General features: G+C 56.1%; 16 protein-coding genes. 3 read left to right on the forward strand and 13 right to left on the reverse strand.

Annotated elements, in window-relative coordinates; genetic code table 11:
- Positions 1-828: 828 nt before the first annotated feature.
- Together HC757_RS18600 and HC757_RS18605 are read right to left on the reverse strand one after the other, a co-directional pair.
- On the reverse strand, positions 829-2193 hold the full coding sequence (locus tag HC757_RS18600; protein WP_169565935.1) for an ATP-binding protein: 1365 nt from the start codon (positions 2191-2193) through the stop codon (positions 829-831).
- Complete coding sequence (locus HC757_RS18605) at positions 2193-2879, reverse strand: response regulator (protein WP_169565936.1); 687 nt, start codon at positions 2877-2879, stop codon at positions 2193-2195. Before HC757_RS18605 ends, HC757_RS18600 begins: the two co-directional genes overlap by 1 nt.
- 263 nt (positions 2880-3142) lie before the next feature.
- Here HC757_RS18605 and HC757_RS18610 point away from each other — a divergent pair, with 263 nt between their 5' ends.
- From HC757_RS18610 to HC757_RS18620, 3 genes are all read left to right on the forward strand, one after another.
- Positions 3143-3613: a Spy/CpxP family protein refolding chaperone gene (locus HC757_RS18610; RefSeq protein ID WP_169565937.1), complete on the forward strand. Its 471-nt coding sequence runs from the start codon at positions 3143-3145 to the stop codon at positions 3611-3613.
- Between the two features lie 47 nt (positions 3614-3660).
- A complete protein-coding gene (gene fieF / locus HC757_RS18615; RefSeq protein ID WP_169565938.1) occupies positions 3661-4530 on the forward strand; it encodes a cation efflux pump FieF in 870 nt (289 codons plus the stop codon).
- 155 nt (positions 4531-4685) lie between these two features.
- Positions 4686-5252, forward strand: coding sequence for a porin family protein (locus HC757_RS18620; protein ID WP_169565939.1), 567 nt, complete (start codon positions 4686-4688; stop codon positions 5250-5252).
- A gap of 72 nt (positions 5253-5324) precedes the next feature.
- On the opposite strand, the gene glnG is transcribed toward HC757_RS18620, so the two are convergent.
- The 11 genes from glnG to HC757_RS18675 form a co-directional block, all read right to left on the reverse strand.
- On the reverse strand, positions 5325-6740 hold the full coding sequence (gene glnG, locus HC757_RS18625) for a nitrogen regulation protein NR(I) (protein ID WP_169565940.1): 1416 nt from the start codon (positions 6738-6740) through the stop codon (positions 5325-5327).
- A 39-nt stretch (positions 6741-6779) separates the two neighbouring features.
- The gene (gene glnL / locus HC757_RS18630) at positions 6780-7826 is read right to left on the reverse strand and encodes a nitrogen regulation protein NR(II) (RefSeq protein ID WP_169565941.1); all 1047 of its coding nucleotides are present in this window, start codon (positions 7824-7826) and stop codon (positions 6780-6782) included.
- A gap of 124 nt (positions 7827-7950) precedes the next feature.
- Positions 7951-8499 carry a DUF4124 domain-containing protein gene (locus HC757_RS18635; RefSeq protein WP_169565942.1) on the reverse strand — a complete coding sequence of 183 codons (549 nt, stop codon included), beginning with the start codon at positions 8497-8499 and terminating at the stop codon, positions 7951-7953.
- Positions 8500-8611: 112 nt separating this feature from the next.
- Entirely contained in the window at positions 8612-9238 is a 627-nt protein-coding gene (locus HC757_RS18640) for a glutathione S-transferase family protein (RefSeq protein ID WP_169565943.1), read from the reverse strand.
- Positions 9239-9299: 61 nt separating this feature from the next.
- Positions 9300-9986, reverse strand: coding sequence for a type 1 glutamine amidotransferase domain-containing protein (locus HC757_RS18645; RefSeq protein WP_211164494.1), 687 nt, complete (start codon positions 9984-9986; stop codon positions 9300-9302).
- 105 nt (positions 9987-10091) lie between these two features.
- Entirely contained in the window at positions 10092-11249 is a 1158-nt protein-coding gene (locus tag HC757_RS18650) for an iron-containing alcohol dehydrogenase (protein ID WP_169565944.1), read from the reverse strand.
- A 109-nt stretch (positions 11250-11358) separates the two neighbouring features.
- Positions 11359-11961 carry a TetR/AcrR family transcriptional regulator gene (locus HC757_RS18655; RefSeq protein WP_169565945.1) on the reverse strand — a complete coding sequence of 201 codons (603 nt, stop codon included), beginning with the start codon at positions 11959-11961 and terminating at the stop codon, positions 11359-11361.
- A 110-nt stretch (positions 11962-12071) separates the two neighbouring features.
- The gene (gene ppnP, locus HC757_RS18660) at positions 12072-12383 is read right to left on the reverse strand and encodes a pyrimidine/purine nucleoside phosphorylase (RefSeq protein ID WP_169565946.1); all 312 of its coding nucleotides are present in this window, start codon (positions 12381-12383) and stop codon (positions 12072-12074) included.
- A gap of 129 nt (positions 12384-12512) precedes the next feature.
- A complete protein-coding gene (gene ovoA / locus HC757_RS18665) occupies positions 12513-14627 on the reverse strand; it encodes a 5-histidylcysteine sulfoxide synthase (protein WP_169565956.1) in 2115 nt (704 codons plus the stop codon).
- Positions 14628-14858: 231 nt separating this feature from the next.
- Positions 14859-15743, reverse strand: a complete 885-nt coding sequence (locus HC757_RS18670) for a DMT family transporter (RefSeq protein WP_169565947.1) — start codon at positions 15741-15743, stop codon at positions 14859-14861.
- Positions 15744-15825: 82 nt separating this feature from the next.
- Positions 15826-16284 carry an Lrp/AsnC family transcriptional regulator gene (locus tag HC757_RS18675; protein WP_169565948.1) on the reverse strand — a complete coding sequence of 153 codons (459 nt, stop codon included), beginning with the start codon at positions 16282-16284 and terminating at the stop codon, positions 15826-15828.
- Positions 16285-16314 lie beyond the last annotated feature (30 nt).

The raw sequence follows: 16314 nt of genomic DNA on the forward strand, positions 1-16314 counted from the left end.
AAACGCAATCGCGCCGATGGTAGTGTGGGGTCTCCCCATGTGAGAGTAGGTCATTTCCAGGCGCCTAATTTTCTCGAAAGAGAAGCGATAAATCCCCAGCACTCAGTGTTGGGGATTTTTTCGTTTAACAGCGTTTGAAATGCTCACTCGAACATGGGGAAGACAGCAAGCCCGAACGCAGAGAGCTTGGCTCGAAGCTGGCCATGACAGGCGCCTAATTGCTCGTAAGAGCGTGAAGAGGCCACCTAACAAGGTGGCTTTTTTGTGTTTGGACTTGAGTGATATCTTGGGTGTCCGGCGCGAACTTATGCGCATTGCTATGAGGTGGCGTCTCCACTTGAGTAGGCATGAATGCCTACTCCTGATGTCGGTCGATAAATACTCCTTCTATATCGACACTCCCGCCATTCATGGCGGTCGCCCCTGACCTTTCCCCTGGATTAGTACCAGTCATAGATTCTCCGGGTTCAACCAAGGCTAAATACTGCGTATTTATGGCGTCTTGGTTTCATTCCCATGTGAAGCCAAAACTGTTTCCAACGTAAGCACTTCCTACATCCCTGTGGGTCCTGGGGTGTTGCAATGGATCATGTTGGCGAAGCATGGCCTTGCGCCCATTGAACGCGGAGGTTTACCCTAAGCCGATCGTTTCCAGGCGCATCCCTTATCCAACAACAAGAAGGCCACCCCTTGGGTGGCCTTCTTGTTGTTGCGGCTTGTTGCCGGCTTCCTGAGCCTAGGAAGCCGCTTCATAGAGGATGTGTCTTAGGCGACATCTTCAGCAAACATTATGAGGAGAAGTTGGGACGAGGCTGGCAGGGTTGTGAGCTATAAGGGCAACTCTATGCTGACCTTGAGTCCGTGAGGGGGAAGGTTTTCCGCCCAGATCTTGCCTCTGTGGGCAGTGATGGCGGCTTCGGTGATCGCCAGCCCAAGGCCCCAGCCACCGCTTTCTCTTTCCCTGGCCGAATCGGGTCGGTAGAAAGGTTTAAAGATGGTAGCCAACTCGGTTTCATCTATTCCAGGACCATCGTCACAGATACAGATCAGCAGCTTATCCTTGAATGCCTTGGCTTCCAGTGTGACCTCTGAATTGGCGTAGCGGATGGCGTTACGCAGTAAGTTCTCTATCGCCCGGGAAAGGGGTTTGGGATAGTGAGCCAGTTCCAGCTCTTCCGGGATGATGATGCGTATGTGCTTAGCCTGTTGCTCTGCCTCAAATTCGGCATCGTCCAATACTTGGCTTAGCGACTCGGCCAAGCCAAGCTGCACTTTGGTCTCGCGGCTGTTGAGTGTGACCCTGGACAGTTCCAGCAGCTCACCGATCAGCTTATCCAGTTGCTCGGCCTCATAGCCGATGCGTTCGTTTTCGGCCGTCTGTTGCCCCTTCTTGCGCGCCAGTGCCAGGGAGAGTTGCAAGCGTGTGAGTGGGGTCCTGAGTTCATGGGAGATATCGCCCATCAGTCTCTGCTGGCTGAGTACCATGGCCTGGATGGACTCGGCCATGCTGTTGAATGCATTGGCGAGCTGGCCGATTTCGTCGTTCCGGCCCGTGGTTTTCGAGTCGACTCTGCTATTGAGCTCACCCCGAGCCAGTGCATCGGCGGTATTTTTCAGCGATGCCAATGGCTTACCTAAATGCCAAGCGAGCAGGCCGCAGAGGAGGCCCGAGAGTAAGATGGCCAAGCCAAGGGTTAACAGCTTGTTCTCAATGAAGAAGAAGAACCATGGCCGCGGATGGTGAGCGGGCAATCTTCCATAGAGCGCATAGGGGGTATCGTTAACTTTGAAATTGTAGGGCCCGAAGATGAGTTCATCACGGAATTGATGACTGATGGGACGACTGGCCTCATCGGCCATCAAGAGGAAGCTGCGCAGGCCCCGTGAGACTCTGTGGGTGTTCAGCACCTGGCCATGCTCATCGACCAAATACAAGCGCAGCGGCTTACCCTCTGCCGCTCTCTGGTGTTCCCAGCGGCGGAGAAATCCCGAGTCTATGAGACTGGGTTCCTGCTGCAAACGTTCGGCTATATTGGCGAGCAGCCCTGCCAGTTGTGGCGGCAGTGGCGCCCTGTCATGGCTCTGTTGCAGCAGAGGCAATAACCCAATCGAGGCGATGATCAAGGAACTGCATAGCCAAAAACCGAGTAACAGTTTGATGAAGAGTTTGTTTGGAGCTTTGATCGCGCGCATCATGGGATCCAGATATAGCCTTTACCCCGTATGGTCTTGACCCTTGGGCGACCGTCGCTGCGTTCGGGGAGCTTCTTGCGGAGGTTGGATAGGTGCATGTCCAGGCTGCGGTCGAAGGGCATGAGCTTCTTGCCAAGCACTTTCTCGCTGAGCAGATCTTTGGTGAGCAACTCGCCGGCCTGCGCCACCAAGGTGTACAGCAGGCTGAATTCGGTCCCCGTCAGCATGATCAGCTGTTCCTTGCAGTAGGCTTCCTGGCGGGCAGGATCCAGGCGCAGGTCACCGAATTGCTGCTCTTGGTGTTGATGATTATCCTGCGAGGTCAGGGTGGCTCTGCGCAGGATGGCACGAATGCGGGCGATGAGTTCCCTGTCGTTGAAGGGTTTGGGGAGGTAATCGTCTGCGCCTATCTCCAGGCCGACGACCCTGTCTATCTCATCACCCCTGGCGGTTAACATGAGCACTGGGGTCTGTTTGTGTTGTCTGAGTGCTCTAAGCACTTCGAAGCCATTGAGCTTGGGCAGCATGACATCCAGGAGTATCAGATCCACATCCTGGCCAAGCGCCAGCTCCAGGCCCTGTTGCCCGTCGTGGGCCAGGAATAACTCGAATCCTTCCAGCTCCAACAATTGGCCAAGGAGCTCCGTCAGACCCAGGTCGTCATCGATGAGTAAAATTCGGCTCATATTTTTCCTCTGTACGGCAAGCTATTAGGGGCATACGCATAGGCTAACGCTGAGTATACCCGCTTTCTTGTCAATTGCGGTTTAGCTGTGTAAGTGAGTGTAAAGAAAGGCGAACTGTCGCAAGTTTACAATGATTTACCTTACTCCAACCCTCACTGACATTGGCAGGGCTAGACTGAACAGGCTCGAGTATGGCCGAGCGCTCAAGTGCAGCGCAACGGCCTGCTCTATAGTTGAATATCAGAAATAGAGAGGTGATTGCTATGAAAACATTATCCCCATTGAAAACGGGCCTGTTCGTACTCCTGGCAGGCTCTGCAATATTGGCAACCAGTGTCCAGGCCGAGCCTTGCACCCATGAGCCTCATGAGAGGGGGAAGATGGCCCACCATGATGGCATGCATGGCATGTTACGTGGCCTGGATTTGACCGATGCGCAGAAAGCAGAGGTCAAGAAGCTCTTCGAACAACACAAGGCCGCCAGGGAAGCAGAAGGTCAGCAGGGAGATCTCAGGGCTGCTCATAGGGAGGCGATGTTGGCGCTGATCACGGCAACGAGTTTCGACGAGGCACAGGCGCGGCAGTTGATATCGGCACGGGAAGCCAAACATGAGGCCCGCGAGATAGAAAGGATGAAGATGCAGAATGAAATATATCATCTGCTGACTCCGGAACAGCAGGCGAAGTACAAGGAACATTTGGCGAAACCCAGAGGTAAAGAAGGTCGCCGTTAATCACGGAAACTGTTATAAAAGGTCATGGTTTTCCGATATTTTCATCTATGACCGACACTTCTCAATATGATTTCTGGGTCAAGCTGGCGAGCCGGGCTTCGGTTGCGACGGCTACGACCCTGATCATCATCAAGCTCCTCGCCTGGCTTTGGTCAGGCTCGGCCAGCATGCTGGCCTCCTTGACGGATTCCTTCGCCGATGTGCTGGCCTCGATAGTCAATTTCATCGCCATTCGCTATGCCATAGTGCCCGCCGATCATGAGCATAGGTATGGCCATGGCAAGGCGGAACCTCTGGCGTCCCTGGCGCAATCTGCCTTCATCTTAGGTTCGGCATTTCTCTTGTTATTCCATGGGGGTGAGCGTCTCTTCAACCCGGCGCCCATGGAGCATACCATGGCGGGGATCTTGGTATCGGGAATCGCGATGCTCTTGACCCTGGCCTTGGTATTGTTGCAGAAGCGTGCCTTAGCCGTGACCAACAGCAGCCTGATCGAGGCCGATGCGTTGCACTATAAGTCGGATCTGTTCCTGAATGGGGCCGTGTTGTTGGCCCTGGTATTGGCTCAGTATGGCTGGTGGTGGGCCGACGGCTTGTTTGCCCTGTTTATCGCCTTATTCATAGGTCAGCAGGCGGTCGATTTGGGCTATAGATCCATGCAGTCCCTGCTCGACAGAGAATTGGATGACGGTACCAGACAAGAGATAGTTACCCTGGCGAGGCAGGATGCCAGAGTGAGGGGATTACACGATCTGCGTACCCGCCAGTCGGGCAAGACCATCTTCATTCAATGTCACCTGGAGTTGGATGGTCGGCTCAGCCTGAATGAGGCCCACGCCATAGCCGAACAGACAGGCTTGAGGATCCAGGGGGCATTCGAACATGCCGAGGTCATCATCCACCAGGACCCTGTCTAGGGTCTATAGCGGTATCCGTCTCATCATCCAGCCCAGGCTCCCAAGCAAGAACAGGACACAAAGACATTTTTTGACTGCCCTGGGTGACCATTGACCGGCTATGTAGTAGTATCCGCACGTTTTGGAGTATTTGTAATCATTATCAGGGAATTAGAATGAAAAATTTATCTATCGCTACGCTGGCCTTGTTGACCTTATTCGCAACGACCCAAGCTGCAGCAGAAACGGACAAGACAGGTTTCTATGTGGGTGGCGCCATTAACAACATCAAGTTAGATGTTGTCGACAGCAACTTCGATGAAGCCGGCATCGGCTTCGGTGTCTACGCAGGTTATAATTTCAACGAATGGTTCGGTCTGGAGTCGAATCTGTTCGTTTCCGGTGATCTCGGCGATAACCACTCAGACATAGGTGCCGGGGCCTTGACCCTAACCCCTAAGCTGACCTTACAGTTTAACGATGTCTTCTCCGGTTATGTTAAGGCGGGACTGGCGTCCATGGCGGTTGTGGAAGAAGTTTCAGGGGAAGGTGATGTGGACTTTTCCGGTATCGGCTGGGCCTATGGTCTGGGCTTTAATGCCGCAGTCACTGAACAGCTGAATATCCGCTTGAGTTACGATATCACCCGTGGCGATCTGGATTCAGATGATTTCTATTTCGATGCCGATAATATCGACATGAAAATTTCTCAGTTTGCCTTGGGCATGCACTACCAGTTTTAATTTATAGATTGGTGAATTCTACTGAGGGATATCATGGATATCCCTTTTTCGTTCTCTGGCCTTAGCAACGGCTCAGTCCATAGACAGCTCTTTCAGCTTACGGGTCAGGGTATTGCGGCCCCAACCCAAGCGTTTGGCGGCTTCCTGTTTATGTCCCTGGGTATGACGCAGCGCGGTTTCCAACAAGATACGCTCGAATGCAGGTTGCACTTGGGTCAGGAGATCGCTCTCACCTGCGGCCAGACGTCTGTCTATCCAATCCTTTAGCGCACTCTGCCAGTCGTTATGGCTCTGGCCATCGGCCGGATGACTTTCTATGGGGGCCTTGAGCAGTTCGGGCGGCAGGTCCTGAGGCAAGATTTCCTGTCCCGAGGCCATCACAGTCAACCAACGACAGGTGTTCTCCAGCTGGCGCACGTTGCCGGGCCAGGGCAGCTGCGACAGCTTAAGCGCAGTTTCCTTGGTGAGTATCTTGGTCTCGACGCCAATTTCCTTGGCGGCACTGGCGAGGAAATGGGTCGCCAACTGGGGTATGTCTTCCCGGCGCTGGGATAGCGGCGGCAGGTGCACCCGGATCACATTGAGGCGATGAAAGAGATCTTCCCTGAATCCCCCCTTCTGCACCAGCAGCTCCAGATCCTGGTGGGTCGCGGCTATGATGCGCACGTCGACCTGCACCGGGGAGTGGCCACCTATGCGATAGAACTGGCCATCGGCCAACACCCTCAGCAAGCGGGTCTGGACATCCAGGGGCATATCGCCGATTTCATCGAGAAACAGGGTGCCGCCGTTGGCTTGCTCGAAGCGGCCCTGGCGCACACTGGCGGCGCCTGTGAAGGCGCCTTTCTCGTGACCGAAGAGTTCCGACTCTATGAGGTCCTTGGGAATGGCCGCCATGTTGAGAGCGATGAAGGGCTTGTCCTTGCGGGGGCTATGCTTATGCAGGGCCCCGGCGACCAGCTCCTTGCCCGTACCGGATTGGCCGTTGATCAACACGCTGATGGAGGAGCGTGACAGGCGGCCTATGGCGCGGAACACTTCCTGCATCGCCGGGGCCTCGCCAATGATCTCCGGGGTCTTGACCTGAGTCTCGCTGATGGTGATCTGAGTCTGTTCTGTGGCATGGCTGAGCGCGCGCTCGACCAGGGCTATGGCTTCGTCTATGTCGAAGGGCTTGGGCAGGTATTCGAAGGCGCCGGCCTGATAGGCGCTGACGGCGCTGTCCAGATCCGAGTGGGCCGTCATTATGATGACGGGGATCTGGGGATAATGCAGCTGCAGCCGCTCCAGCAGGCTCAGGCCATCAGTCCCCGGCATGCGTATATCCGAGATGATGACCTGGGGCCTGGAGAGCTCCAGCGCCTGCCAGAGGGATTCGGCGGCGGCGAAGCTGGCGGTGCTCAGTTTGGCGCCGTGCAGGGCCTTTTCCAGCACCCAGCGGATGGAGCTGTCGTCGTCGAGGATCCAGACTTGTTCACTGATACTCATGGTTTTTCCTCATATTGATCTTGGCCGTCGGCGCTGAACTCATCTGGCGCTGTGGATAGGCAATGAAATAATAAATTCCGTGTGTCCCGGAGTGGAGACACAATCTATGCGGCCATTGTGTAACCTGGCGATGTTGTGGGCGATGGACAGCCCAAGACCCGATCCTTGTTCCTTGCTGGTGACCATGGGGTAAAACAGGGTATCTATGAGCTCAGGCGGGATCCCAGGGCCGTTATCTATGATGGACAATTCCAGCACCAGCTTATGTCTCTGGCTGCCTATGGTGACCTGGTGTTGGGTGCGGGTCTTGATCACTATTTCGCCGCCTGTGGGGTCGAGCGCCTGAATGGCATTCTGCACTATGTTGAGCACCGCCTGCTGCAGCTGATCCGCATCCATCTCTATATCCGGGATAGAGGGGTCGTAATCCCGCCTGAGGCGTATGTTGGTCGGCAAGGCCATTTCCACCAACTTGAGCACCTTCTGCACCACCTGATGTATGTTGTGCAGGCTATGTTGGGTCGGTCTCTGGGGGCCAAGCAGGCGATCCACCAGGCTGCGCAGGCGATCCGCCTGCTCTATGATGAGACTGGTAAATTCTTTCAGGCCAGGGTCGGTCAACTCCCTCGCCAGCAGCTGGGCGGCGCCGCGCAGACCGCCGAGCGGGTTCTTGATCTCATGGGCCAGGTTACGCACCAGGAATTGTGCCGCCTGTTGCTGGGCATCCTGACTCAATTGCTGGTGGATCCTGCGCTGCTGATCGACCTGGCGCAACTCCAGCAGGCTCAGGGTCTGCTCCTGTTCCAGCGGGATCAGGGTGAGATCGACTGTATGATGCTGGCCATCCAGGGTGATGAGCGTCGTGGTATTGACAGTCAGCCCCTGGCCTGTCTGCACTGCGTCCATCAGGAGTTTGGGTTCGACCCCCAGCAGCTGATAGTGTTCCGCCAGGCTCTGCTCCGTGAGTTTATGACTGCCCAGGCCCAGTAATTGCTCGGCAGCGGCGTTGACGAAACACGGCCTGAGCTCCTTGTCTATGACAAGTACCGCGGTAACTAAGTGGTTGAGCAGGTTGTTTGTGTCCATCGGCCATTCCCGGAATAGAGTTGCACCAATATGGTGCACCAAAATGGTGCGTGCTGCAACTTAACTTCACCCGGGAGCGCATGGATATAAATCAGCCTAGTAGGCTGTATTTAAAACATTAATATCAATTTTTCTTGATGCTGGGTAGCGCTCCTGGCTTGGCAAATTGTGCCGCCTGGTGAAGAAATATCTTTCTCGGGGAACTTGATGCAAGGACTTTGCCGTTTTGAGTCACTACTCTAACCTGCAACGAATGCGCGCCCCGATCGATATTCTTGAGGCTGAAGAGCGACTGCCGCTGCGGCTCGCCCTGCAGCTTGCCATCCATGAATAAGGCGAGCAGGTGCTGGCCGGCCAACTCGGGCGTGACCTCGACCCTGAGCTCGAAATCGCCATTGTTATTCCTTATGGTGGCCTCTTCGGCGGGAGAGGCTATGTTCAGTTGGTAATGGATTTCGTCTGGCATTGCCGTTGCGGATCGACGACCCGCATCCGGGGCCGGAGAGGGCAGGGCGATGGCATTTTGCGTGTTTTCCTTCAGTTCGAGCACCTGGGCGTTCGCCTTGGGCTCATCTGAATAATGTACCTTGCCATCCTTATCGACCCACTTATACACGGTCGCCTGCGCCAGGCAGGCGACGAACATCAAGCCAAGAAATATCCGGGTGCGCATGCTAACTCTCTATCAGTCATGGAAGAACCTAACCAAGATTAGCCCCTTTGAGGATAAAAATCATGAGCTTTCTGTCCGACCGGCTCAGGGGCGGGCACGGCGCCGCGACCGCTTACAGGCTATTATCCAGCTCGGCTTCGAGCCGACTGGCCCTGATGAAGCCGGCATGCTGCCGCAGGCGCTCGGCATAGGCCTGAATGTGGCTGAACTTATCTAGCTCCCCCTGGTTTGCCAATATCTCTACTATGAAAGACATCATGATGTCGGCACCGCTGAGGCGTTCCCCCACAAGATAGGTCTTACCCGCCAACATCTCGTTGAGATACCCCATGACCTTGGCGATTTCCATGGCGGCATAGCCTTCGAGGAAGTGGGTCTTGCAGCCATCCTTCTGCACAAACATTTGCAGCAGCAGGGGCAGTATCGCCGAGCTTTCGGCAAAGTGGATCCATTGCAGGTAACTGACATGGTCGCCGCTGTCAGGGGCCGGAGCCAGCGTGTCGGCGGCGTATCTGGCAATCAGGTACTCGGTAATGGCGCCGGATTCGGCAATCACGCGCCCCTCTATCTCTATCACGGGTGATTTACCCAGGGGATGGATCTGTTGCAGTTCCGGCGGCGCGAGAAACGTCTGGCTGTCACGCTGATAGCTTTTAATCTCATAGACTTGCCCCAGCTCTTCCAGCAACCAGATGATGCGTTGCGAGCGGGATTTATTCAGATGGTGCAGGGTGATCATATCGGCTTCCTTGAGAAGTGCGCCGTCCATGGACGGCGCAGGCTTGAGTCTGTTGCTTAAGTTAGGGCTGGTCGGTGAGCTGCGCCATCATGGCCTCGGCCACAGCAGCCGATGAGGCCGGGTTCTGACCCGTGATCAAATTGCCATCCTGAGCTATGAAGGGGCCCCAATCATCACCTTTGAGATAGTTGCCGCCCCGCTCCTGCAGCATGTCTTCGACCAGGAAGGGGACTATGTCGGTCAGTTGCACGGCCGCTTCTTCCGAGTTGCTAAAGCCGGTGACCTTCCTGCCGCCGACCAGTGGCCGGCCATCGGCAGCCTTGGTATGGCGCAGCGCCGCCGGTGCATGACATACCAGGCCGACAGGTTTTCCCGCCAGGTGGAAGGCTTCGATCAGGGCGATGGAGTCCGCGTCTTCGGCCAGATCCCAGAGGGGACCATGGCCACCGGGATAAAACACGGCGTCATAGTCATTGGCCCGGACATGGCGCAACGGGAGAGTGTTGGCTAAGGCGGCCTGGGCCTGAGCATCCTCGGCAAAACGCCGGGTGGCTGAGGTTTGGAAATCCGGCTCGTCGCTCTTGGGATCCAGTGGCGGTTGGCCACCCAGTGGCGATGCCAGGGTCACCTCATACCCCTGATCTTTAAATACATAGTAGGGGGCGGCGAACTCTTCCAGCCAGAAACCTGTTTTAAGGCCGGTGTCGCCTAATTTATCGTGTGAAGTCAGTACCATGAGAATATTCATCTTGATTCCTTACTTGTAGTTCATAGCTGTAGACGGGTGTTTTAGCCGCTCGGCAAGCCGCAGACTGCGGCTCGCCTGGCTCTCTGTTTATCCCGGGCGAAAGCCTTACAGTGCCAGGGTCAAGATGTCGCGACTCATGGCGAGATCGACATCCTGGTGTTCACCCAATGCCACCATGCCGTGGGCTTGCAGTTGCGCTATGACAGCATCCACTGCCTCGGCCCCTAAATTGTAGGCGGATAAATGTGTGGCTATGCCCATGGCTTCGAAGAAGTTACGGGTGTTATCGATCGCCGCCGCTATCTTGTCATCGTCGCTGCCGTCGGTGATATGCCAGACACGGCTGGCGTATTGCAGCAGTTTCTCGCGTTTCTTCGCCTGAGTGACCGTCAGCAGCGCAGGTAACACCAGGGCCAGGGTGCGCGCGTGATCTATGTCGTAGAGTGCGGTCAGCTCATGGCCTATCATGTGGGTCGCCCAATCGTGGGGCACCCCTGTGCCCAGGGTGCCGTTGAGCGCCGTGGTCGCGACCCACATCAAGTTGGCGCGTATGTCGTAATCGCCTGGATTGCGCAATACCTGGGGGCCGAGCTCGATCAAGGTCTGCAACAAACCTTCGGCAAACCTGTCCTGCACCGCGGCATTCACCGGGTAGGTGAGGTACTGCTCTGTGATATGCACGAAGGCGTCTACCACCCCATTGGCCACCTGGCGCTCGGGCAGGGTGAAGGTCTTGGTCGGATCCAAAATGGAAAATTGCGGATAGACCAGATCGTTACGAAATGGCAGTTTGGCCTTGAGCGCTTTGTGGGTGACGACGCTGGCATTGTTCATTTCACTGCCCGTGGCAGGCAGGGTCAGCACTGAGCCGAAGGGCATGGCCTGAGTGACGTTGGCGCCCCAGTTGAGCAAAATATCCCAGGGTTCGCCGTCGAACATGGCGGCGGCGGCAACGAATTTGGTGCCGTCGATGACGGAACCGCCGCCCACAGCCAGCAGGAAGTCGATCTGCTGCGCCTTGACCAGGGCAACCGCCTGCATCAGGGTTTCATAGCTTGGATTGGGTTCGATACCGCTAAACTCCAGCGACTCGCGCTGCCCCAGCGCCCGCTTGACTTCATCCAGGGTGCCCGTCTTCCGGGCGCTGCTGCCCCCGAGCAACACCAGGACCTTGGCGTCTTGCGGCACCAGCTTGTCGAGATCCTGGATCTTGCCTGCGCCGAAGCTGATGCGGGTGGGGTTGTAATAATCGAAATTAAACATGAATGTACCTTCTCAATGCGTTGTATGGTCAAATTAGTAGACCGGTCGTCTAGTTGTTGGCCGCAAAAATGCCGCGTCCGCTTGGGGGGCTGGCGGCGGGTTTAAGGGATTAAGGCAGAGCGTTAAATTGCAACAGGGACTGGGTCGTAATGAGGGCGCGTTCCATCGCGGCAGGGCTATGGCCCAACTTATTCATCAGACTGGCACCCAACCACATGTGGTAGAGCATTTCGGCGCTCGATTGTGGCTCCTGAACGGCGACCGAGCCGTCGCTTATGCCGGTTTCTATGCAGGCAGACAGGCGGTCGATGACGGCGGCGGACCCTTTCAACAGGGCCACCCGCATGGCTTCAGACAGGTCGGCGACTTCGGCACTGAGCTTTACCACCAAACATTTCTGCTCGACACAGGCGTCGGCTTGAATGTTCAACCAGTTCTGCCAGTAGCTCATCAACCTTTCATAACCGCTGAGCCGGCTATTGGCGAACAGGGCATCCAAATGCTCTTGGTATTGCTCGAAATAAGCGGTGATCAGGGCCTCGCCGAATTGTTCTTTCGACTTGAAGTAATGATAGAAGGATCCCTTGGGCACATCGGCCGCTTTCAGCAGTTGTGCTAATCCCATGCAGGTAAATCCCTTGGCAATGATAAGCTTATAGCCTATATCCAGGATATGCTGACGGGTTGAGTGGGTCTGGGTCGCAGTTTTCATGCCGGCGAGTCTAATGTTAATTAGACCGGTCGTCTAGTGATTTGTCTGAAGGCGTTTCTGCTTGGTGCCTGGCTAACGTCAGGCGCTGGTGTCAGCGCCTGACGCCTGAGTCACAGATAGCGACAGCAGTATTCGGCCACCGCGGCATTGCGGAGCCTGAAGCTCACGCCGGCAGCCAATTCAAACTGACTGCCGGCGGCAAACACTTGCCAATCCAGGGCCTGGGGCAATAACACCTCGAAGCTGCCACTCACCACCTGCATTATCTCACCCTGGGAGGTGGCAAACTCATATTCACCCGGTAACACCACTCCCAGGGTCTGTTTGCTGCCATCGGCAAAGAAAATGCTGCGACTCGACACCTTGCCGTCGAAATACAGATTGGCGCGCTTCGCCACCGATACCTGTTCAAATATATCCATAGTCACCTCGGTAAACAAAAAAGATGTAATGAATATATAGGCATATTTATTAAATATCTATGCCTTTGTCAGCCATCATGAATGGCAACAGCCACCCTTGAATATTCATCAGGGGTGGCTGTTGCCAGGCTAACGTTTGCGCCAGATGCTCATCTCGGACACTGTGTGCTGGAACTTGCGCTTGGTCTCGCGGATCACGAAGGGGATCTCTTTCACCGCCACCAATTCAAACTGGCCTATCAGGCTCTCGGTCAGGCCGTCGAGGCTGGTGAAGTTCTCTCCCTTGCGCTTGACGCCGCCGAGCCACTTGTCTTTCGGGGTATATTCCTCCAGCCAGGTATAGGGCGAGGCTATGACCAGATAACCGCCGCGGTTGATCCTCCTGTGTATGTCGGTGAGAAACTCCAGGGGATCGGCCAGGCGGTCGATAAGATTAGAGGCATACACGAGATCATAACCCGTATATTGCGGCTTGAGATTACAGGCGTCACCCTGGACGAAGTTCAGCTTGTCGACCAAATGAGCGTAGCCCAAGGCTTCGAGACTGACGCTCTTGAATTCCTGTAAGTCACCTTCGGTGCGTATGGTGTAGCGCTTCTCGCCTTGCTCCGTCAGGGCGTAAGCCTGTTGGATGAAGCGGGCGGAAAAGTCTATGGCATCGACCCGGTCGAACACCTTGGCCAGCTCGAAGCTGGCGCGGCCGACCGAGCAGCCTATGTCCAGTGCCTTGGCCGTGTGGCCGAGTTGAATTTCGTTCAGCGCCTGGGTGACGCCATTGACACAGAAATTGCCGACCCCGAAATATTCGGCGCCATAATGAAATTCCAGGTATTGGGAGATGAGTTCATCGGTTTCGTACACGTTTACCTCGGCCATTTGGGCAGGATCTTGTTGGGATTGCACATATCTGAAACCTGCATGTTGGTAGAAATGCCGTCTGAAGGCATAGCGTGAGGCGGCTATGGCCTCGTTCCCCGTAGAGATCCATGAACCTCCCTTGATGAGATTGTGTTTGCCATCGAAGGTGGGGGTGGAGAAATCATCATATAAGGGATGGACGGCGAAGCCGTTGAAGCCGTCGATTTGGCTCTCGGTCCATTGCCATACATTGCCGACCAGATCGCAGAATTCCTGGTGCGCGAAGCGATTCACGGGACAGGGGGAGGCGTAGTAGGCCAGGCAGATGTTGCCCGGTACCTCGCGCCAGCTGGGGGCGTCGTCGGCAATCTTTTCCCGCAGCAGATACCATTCGGCCTCGGTGAGCAGGCGTATGGGTGCCTGGGCCTGTTCGGCCTTCCAGTTGCAAAAGGCCTTGGCTTCCAGTTGATTGACTTCCACCGGCCAGTTCAGTGGCAGGGGGATCTCTTGGGTCAGGTTGCGCTGTAGCCAGCGGCCATCCTGTCGGCGCCAGAATCTGGGCATGCTGGCTTGGGTGTAGGCCAGCCAGGCCAGGCCTTCCTCATTCCAGAAGCGCGGCTCTGCATAGCCACCCGCCTCGACGAAATTCAGGTATTCCTGGTTGGATACCAGGTATTTGGCCGCCTTGAAATCGGCCACCTTGAAGCGTTTATGGCCGTATTCGTTGTCCCAGCCATAGGTATGATCGTCGGCGGACTTACCCAGGGTCATAGTCTTGCCTGGCACCGACAGCAGGACATTGGCAGCGGCCGGACCTGTGTCTTGGCAGGCTTGCCATCCGGGATGCGGGCTCACATCCGCCAGGGGTAGCTGACGGATGATCACCGATGAGGTCTCAAGGTGAATGCGCTCGTGCTCTATCCCCATGAGTATCACCCAGGCAGGGCAGTACCGGCTGATGGGCAGGGTCAGTGGCATCTGCTCTATGACGTCATTGACCAAGGCCTTGACCTGGCTGCGATATGTTCGGGTGGCGGCGACGCTCGGCCATTGGTAGTTGTTGGCATCGAGATCGTCCCAGGACATCTCGTCGACCCCTATGGCGAACATGGATTCGAAATTGTCGTCGATACGCTCGTCTATGTATTTGGCCAGTTTTAACTTGTTGATATAGAAGGTCGCTGTGTGGCCGAAATAGAAGATCAGCGGGTGACGCAGGGGTTCGGCCTTGAGGTAATAGGCGGCGTCATTGTTGATCAGCTCGAACAGTGACTCATACAGCTCCCAGGTTTGATTGAAATAGTCTTTCAATTCCTGGCGTTTAGCCGCTTCACTCTCCCCGGTAAGCAACAGAGTCTGGGTGACTGGAGTCGTTCCGGTATTCATCATCAGCAGGCTCCTTATCTACCGTCTTCAACTGGGCTGTCTCTCTCTCGCCGGGGACCTGTGACAGGCGGCCGACTCGACTCCCTGTCTCGCCCCGGATAGCCTTAAAGTATCAGAATGCCGGGCAAATTAACAACAGGTAGCCCAAGGGCCTGGGACTGATGGCAAGAGCACGGCCGCGAGGGCGCCGCAATCATCCGGCGGCGGATCTGTCGGCTGTGTGCTATTGGCCTAGGCGCCGGTATCCCCCTTGGCGAGGGGATCGCGCTTGGCTGTCAGGGCGTTGAACCAACGGCGGGCCGGCAGCTTCATCAACAGCAAGGCGCTCAAGATCAAGGCTATGCCTGTCCATTGCTGCAGATCCAGGGACTCGCCCACCAGTATGACGCCGAGGGAGACGGCCACCATAGGGTTGGTCAGCGCCAACATGCCCATGATCTGTGGTCCCAGACGCCGCAGTGACCAGAGCCAGGCCCAGTAGGCCACGGCGGTGTTGGCTATCGCCAGCCAGGCGATGGCGGGAAAGGCCGTGGTGGGCGGCAGCTGCGGCGGACCGGCCATGAACCAGGCCAGGGGGATCAACATGAGTCCACCGAGGAATAGCTGCCAGGCCGTCAATGTCAGCAGATCCCCCACGTCCCAGCGCTGCATCCAGCGGGAGGATTGGGCTATCAGCAGGGTGGCGAGCAGCACACAGGCAACGCCGAGGGGATCCAGGTTGGCCGAAGGATTGAGCAGCATGAGCACGCCGCTCAGTCCCAGCAGGCCGAGGGCCAGCCATTTGAGCCCGGGTCTTTGCCTGTCCAGCACCCAGGCCAGCAGGATGAACATCAGTGGCAGGGTGGCACCCAGGGTGCCGGCGACGGCCCCCGGCAGTCTGTAGGCGGCGATGAACAGCAGCGCGAAGAAGGCGCCTATGTTGCAAAATGCCAGTAGGATTATTTTGCGCCAAGGCAGGTGGGGCAGTTTCGGCCGCAGCACCAGGAGCAGGATACCCGCAGGCAGTGCCCGCCAGACGGCGACCCAGAAGGGCGACATATCCTTGAGGTAGAGGCTCACGAGTGCATAGGTGGTACCCCAGAATACCGGCGCTAACAGGGCGATCAGAAATGGCATGAAATCTCTCGGATAAGTATCTTGATGTAAAGATATATTAGAAGCCAACGGCGCCGATTGCAAGCCTGAATGTCAGCCAGGCTCAGATCTCCAGCGGCAAGGCGGTGCGGGAGAAGGTTTGTTTCAACACCACGGTCGATTCTATGCCGGCGATGCACTTGAGGCTGCCGAGGGATTTCTTGACGAAACTTTCATAGTCGAGCAGATCCCTGGCGACTATCTTCAGTAGATAGTCGTGGGCGCCGGTGATCACAGAGCATTCCATCACCTGCTCCAGTCCGTCCATGGCGCGCTCGAACAGCTCGGCCGAGGTGTCCGAATTCTCCGTCAGGCGAATGAAGGCATAGACTATGACATTGAGCCCCAACTTCTGTGGATCCAGCTGGGCGCTGTAGCCGGTGATCACCTTGTCCTGCTCCAGTTTTTTGACCCGCCTGAGGCAGGGGGTATCGGACATATTCATGCCGCTGGCCAGCTCGGCCATGGTCATGCGGCCCCTGCGCTGCAACAGCGCCAATATGTTGAGATCTTTCTTATCCATGGTCTGCCCGCCCTTTGAGTTCTCCCCGGA

Source organism: Shewanella salipaludis (assembly GCF_012911865.1).
GTDB classification, from domain to species: Bacteria; Pseudomonadota; Gammaproteobacteria; order Enterobacterales; family Shewanellaceae; genus Shewanella; species Shewanella salipaludis.

Bases quoted from the DNA above. Each gene is read 5' to 3' on its own strand.
- HC757_RS18600 (WP_169565935.1), bottom strand. From the start codon at position 2,193: ATGCGCGCGATCAAAGCTCCAAACAAACTCTTCATCAAACTGTTACTC.
- HC757_RS18605 (WP_169565936.1), bottom strand. From the start codon at position 2,879: ATGAGCCGAATTTTACTCATCGATGACGACCTGGGTCTGACGGAGCTC.
- HC757_RS18610 (WP_169565937.1), top strand. From the start codon at position 3,143: ATGAAAACATTATCCCCATTGAAAACGGGCCTGTTCGTACTCCTGGCA.
- fieF (WP_169565938.1), top strand. From the start codon at position 3,661: ATGACCGACACTTCTCAATATGATTTCTGGGTCAAGCTGGCGAGCCGG.
- HC757_RS18620 (WP_169565939.1), top strand. From the start codon at position 4,686: ATGAAAAATTTATCTATCGCTACGCTGGCCTTGTTGACCTTATTCGCA.
- glnG (WP_169565940.1), bottom strand. From the start codon at position 6,740: ATGAGTATCAGTGAACAAGTCTGGATCCTCGACGACGACAGCTCCATC.
- glnL (WP_169565941.1), bottom strand. From the start codon at position 7,826: ATGGACACAAACAACCTGCTCAACCACTTAGTTACCGCGGTACTTGTC.
- HC757_RS18635 (WP_169565942.1), bottom strand. From the start codon at position 8,499: ATGCGCACCCGGATATTTCTTGGCTTGATGTTCGTCGCCTGCCTGGCG.
- HC757_RS18640 (WP_169565943.1), bottom strand. From the start codon at position 9,238: ATGATCACCCTGCACCATCTGAATAAATCCCGCTCGCAACGCATCATC.
- HC757_RS18645 (WP_211164494.1), bottom strand. From the start codon at position 9,986: ATGAATATTCTCATGGTACTGACTTCACACGATAAATTAGGCGACACC.
- HC757_RS18650 (WP_169565944.1), bottom strand. From the start codon at position 11,249: ATGTTTAATTTCGATTATTACAACCCCACCCGCATCAGCTTCGGCGCA.
- HC757_RS18655 (WP_169565945.1), bottom strand. From the start codon at position 11,961: ATGAAAACTGCGACCCAGACCCACTCAACCCGTCAGCATATCCTGGAT.
- ppnP (WP_169565946.1), bottom strand. From the start codon at position 12,383: ATGGATATATTTGAACAGGTATCGGTGGCGAAGCGCGCCAATCTGTAT.
- ovoA (WP_169565956.1), bottom strand. From the start codon at position 14,627: ATGAATACCGGAACGACTCCAGTCACCCAGACTCTGTTGCTTACCGGG.
- HC757_RS18670 (WP_169565947.1), bottom strand. From the start codon at position 15,743: ATGCCATTTCTGATCGCCCTGTTAGCGCCGGTATTCTGGGGTACCACC.
- HC757_RS18675 (WP_169565948.1), bottom strand. From the start codon at position 16,284: ATGGATAAGAAAGATCTCAACATATTGGCGCTGTTGCAGCGCAGGGGC.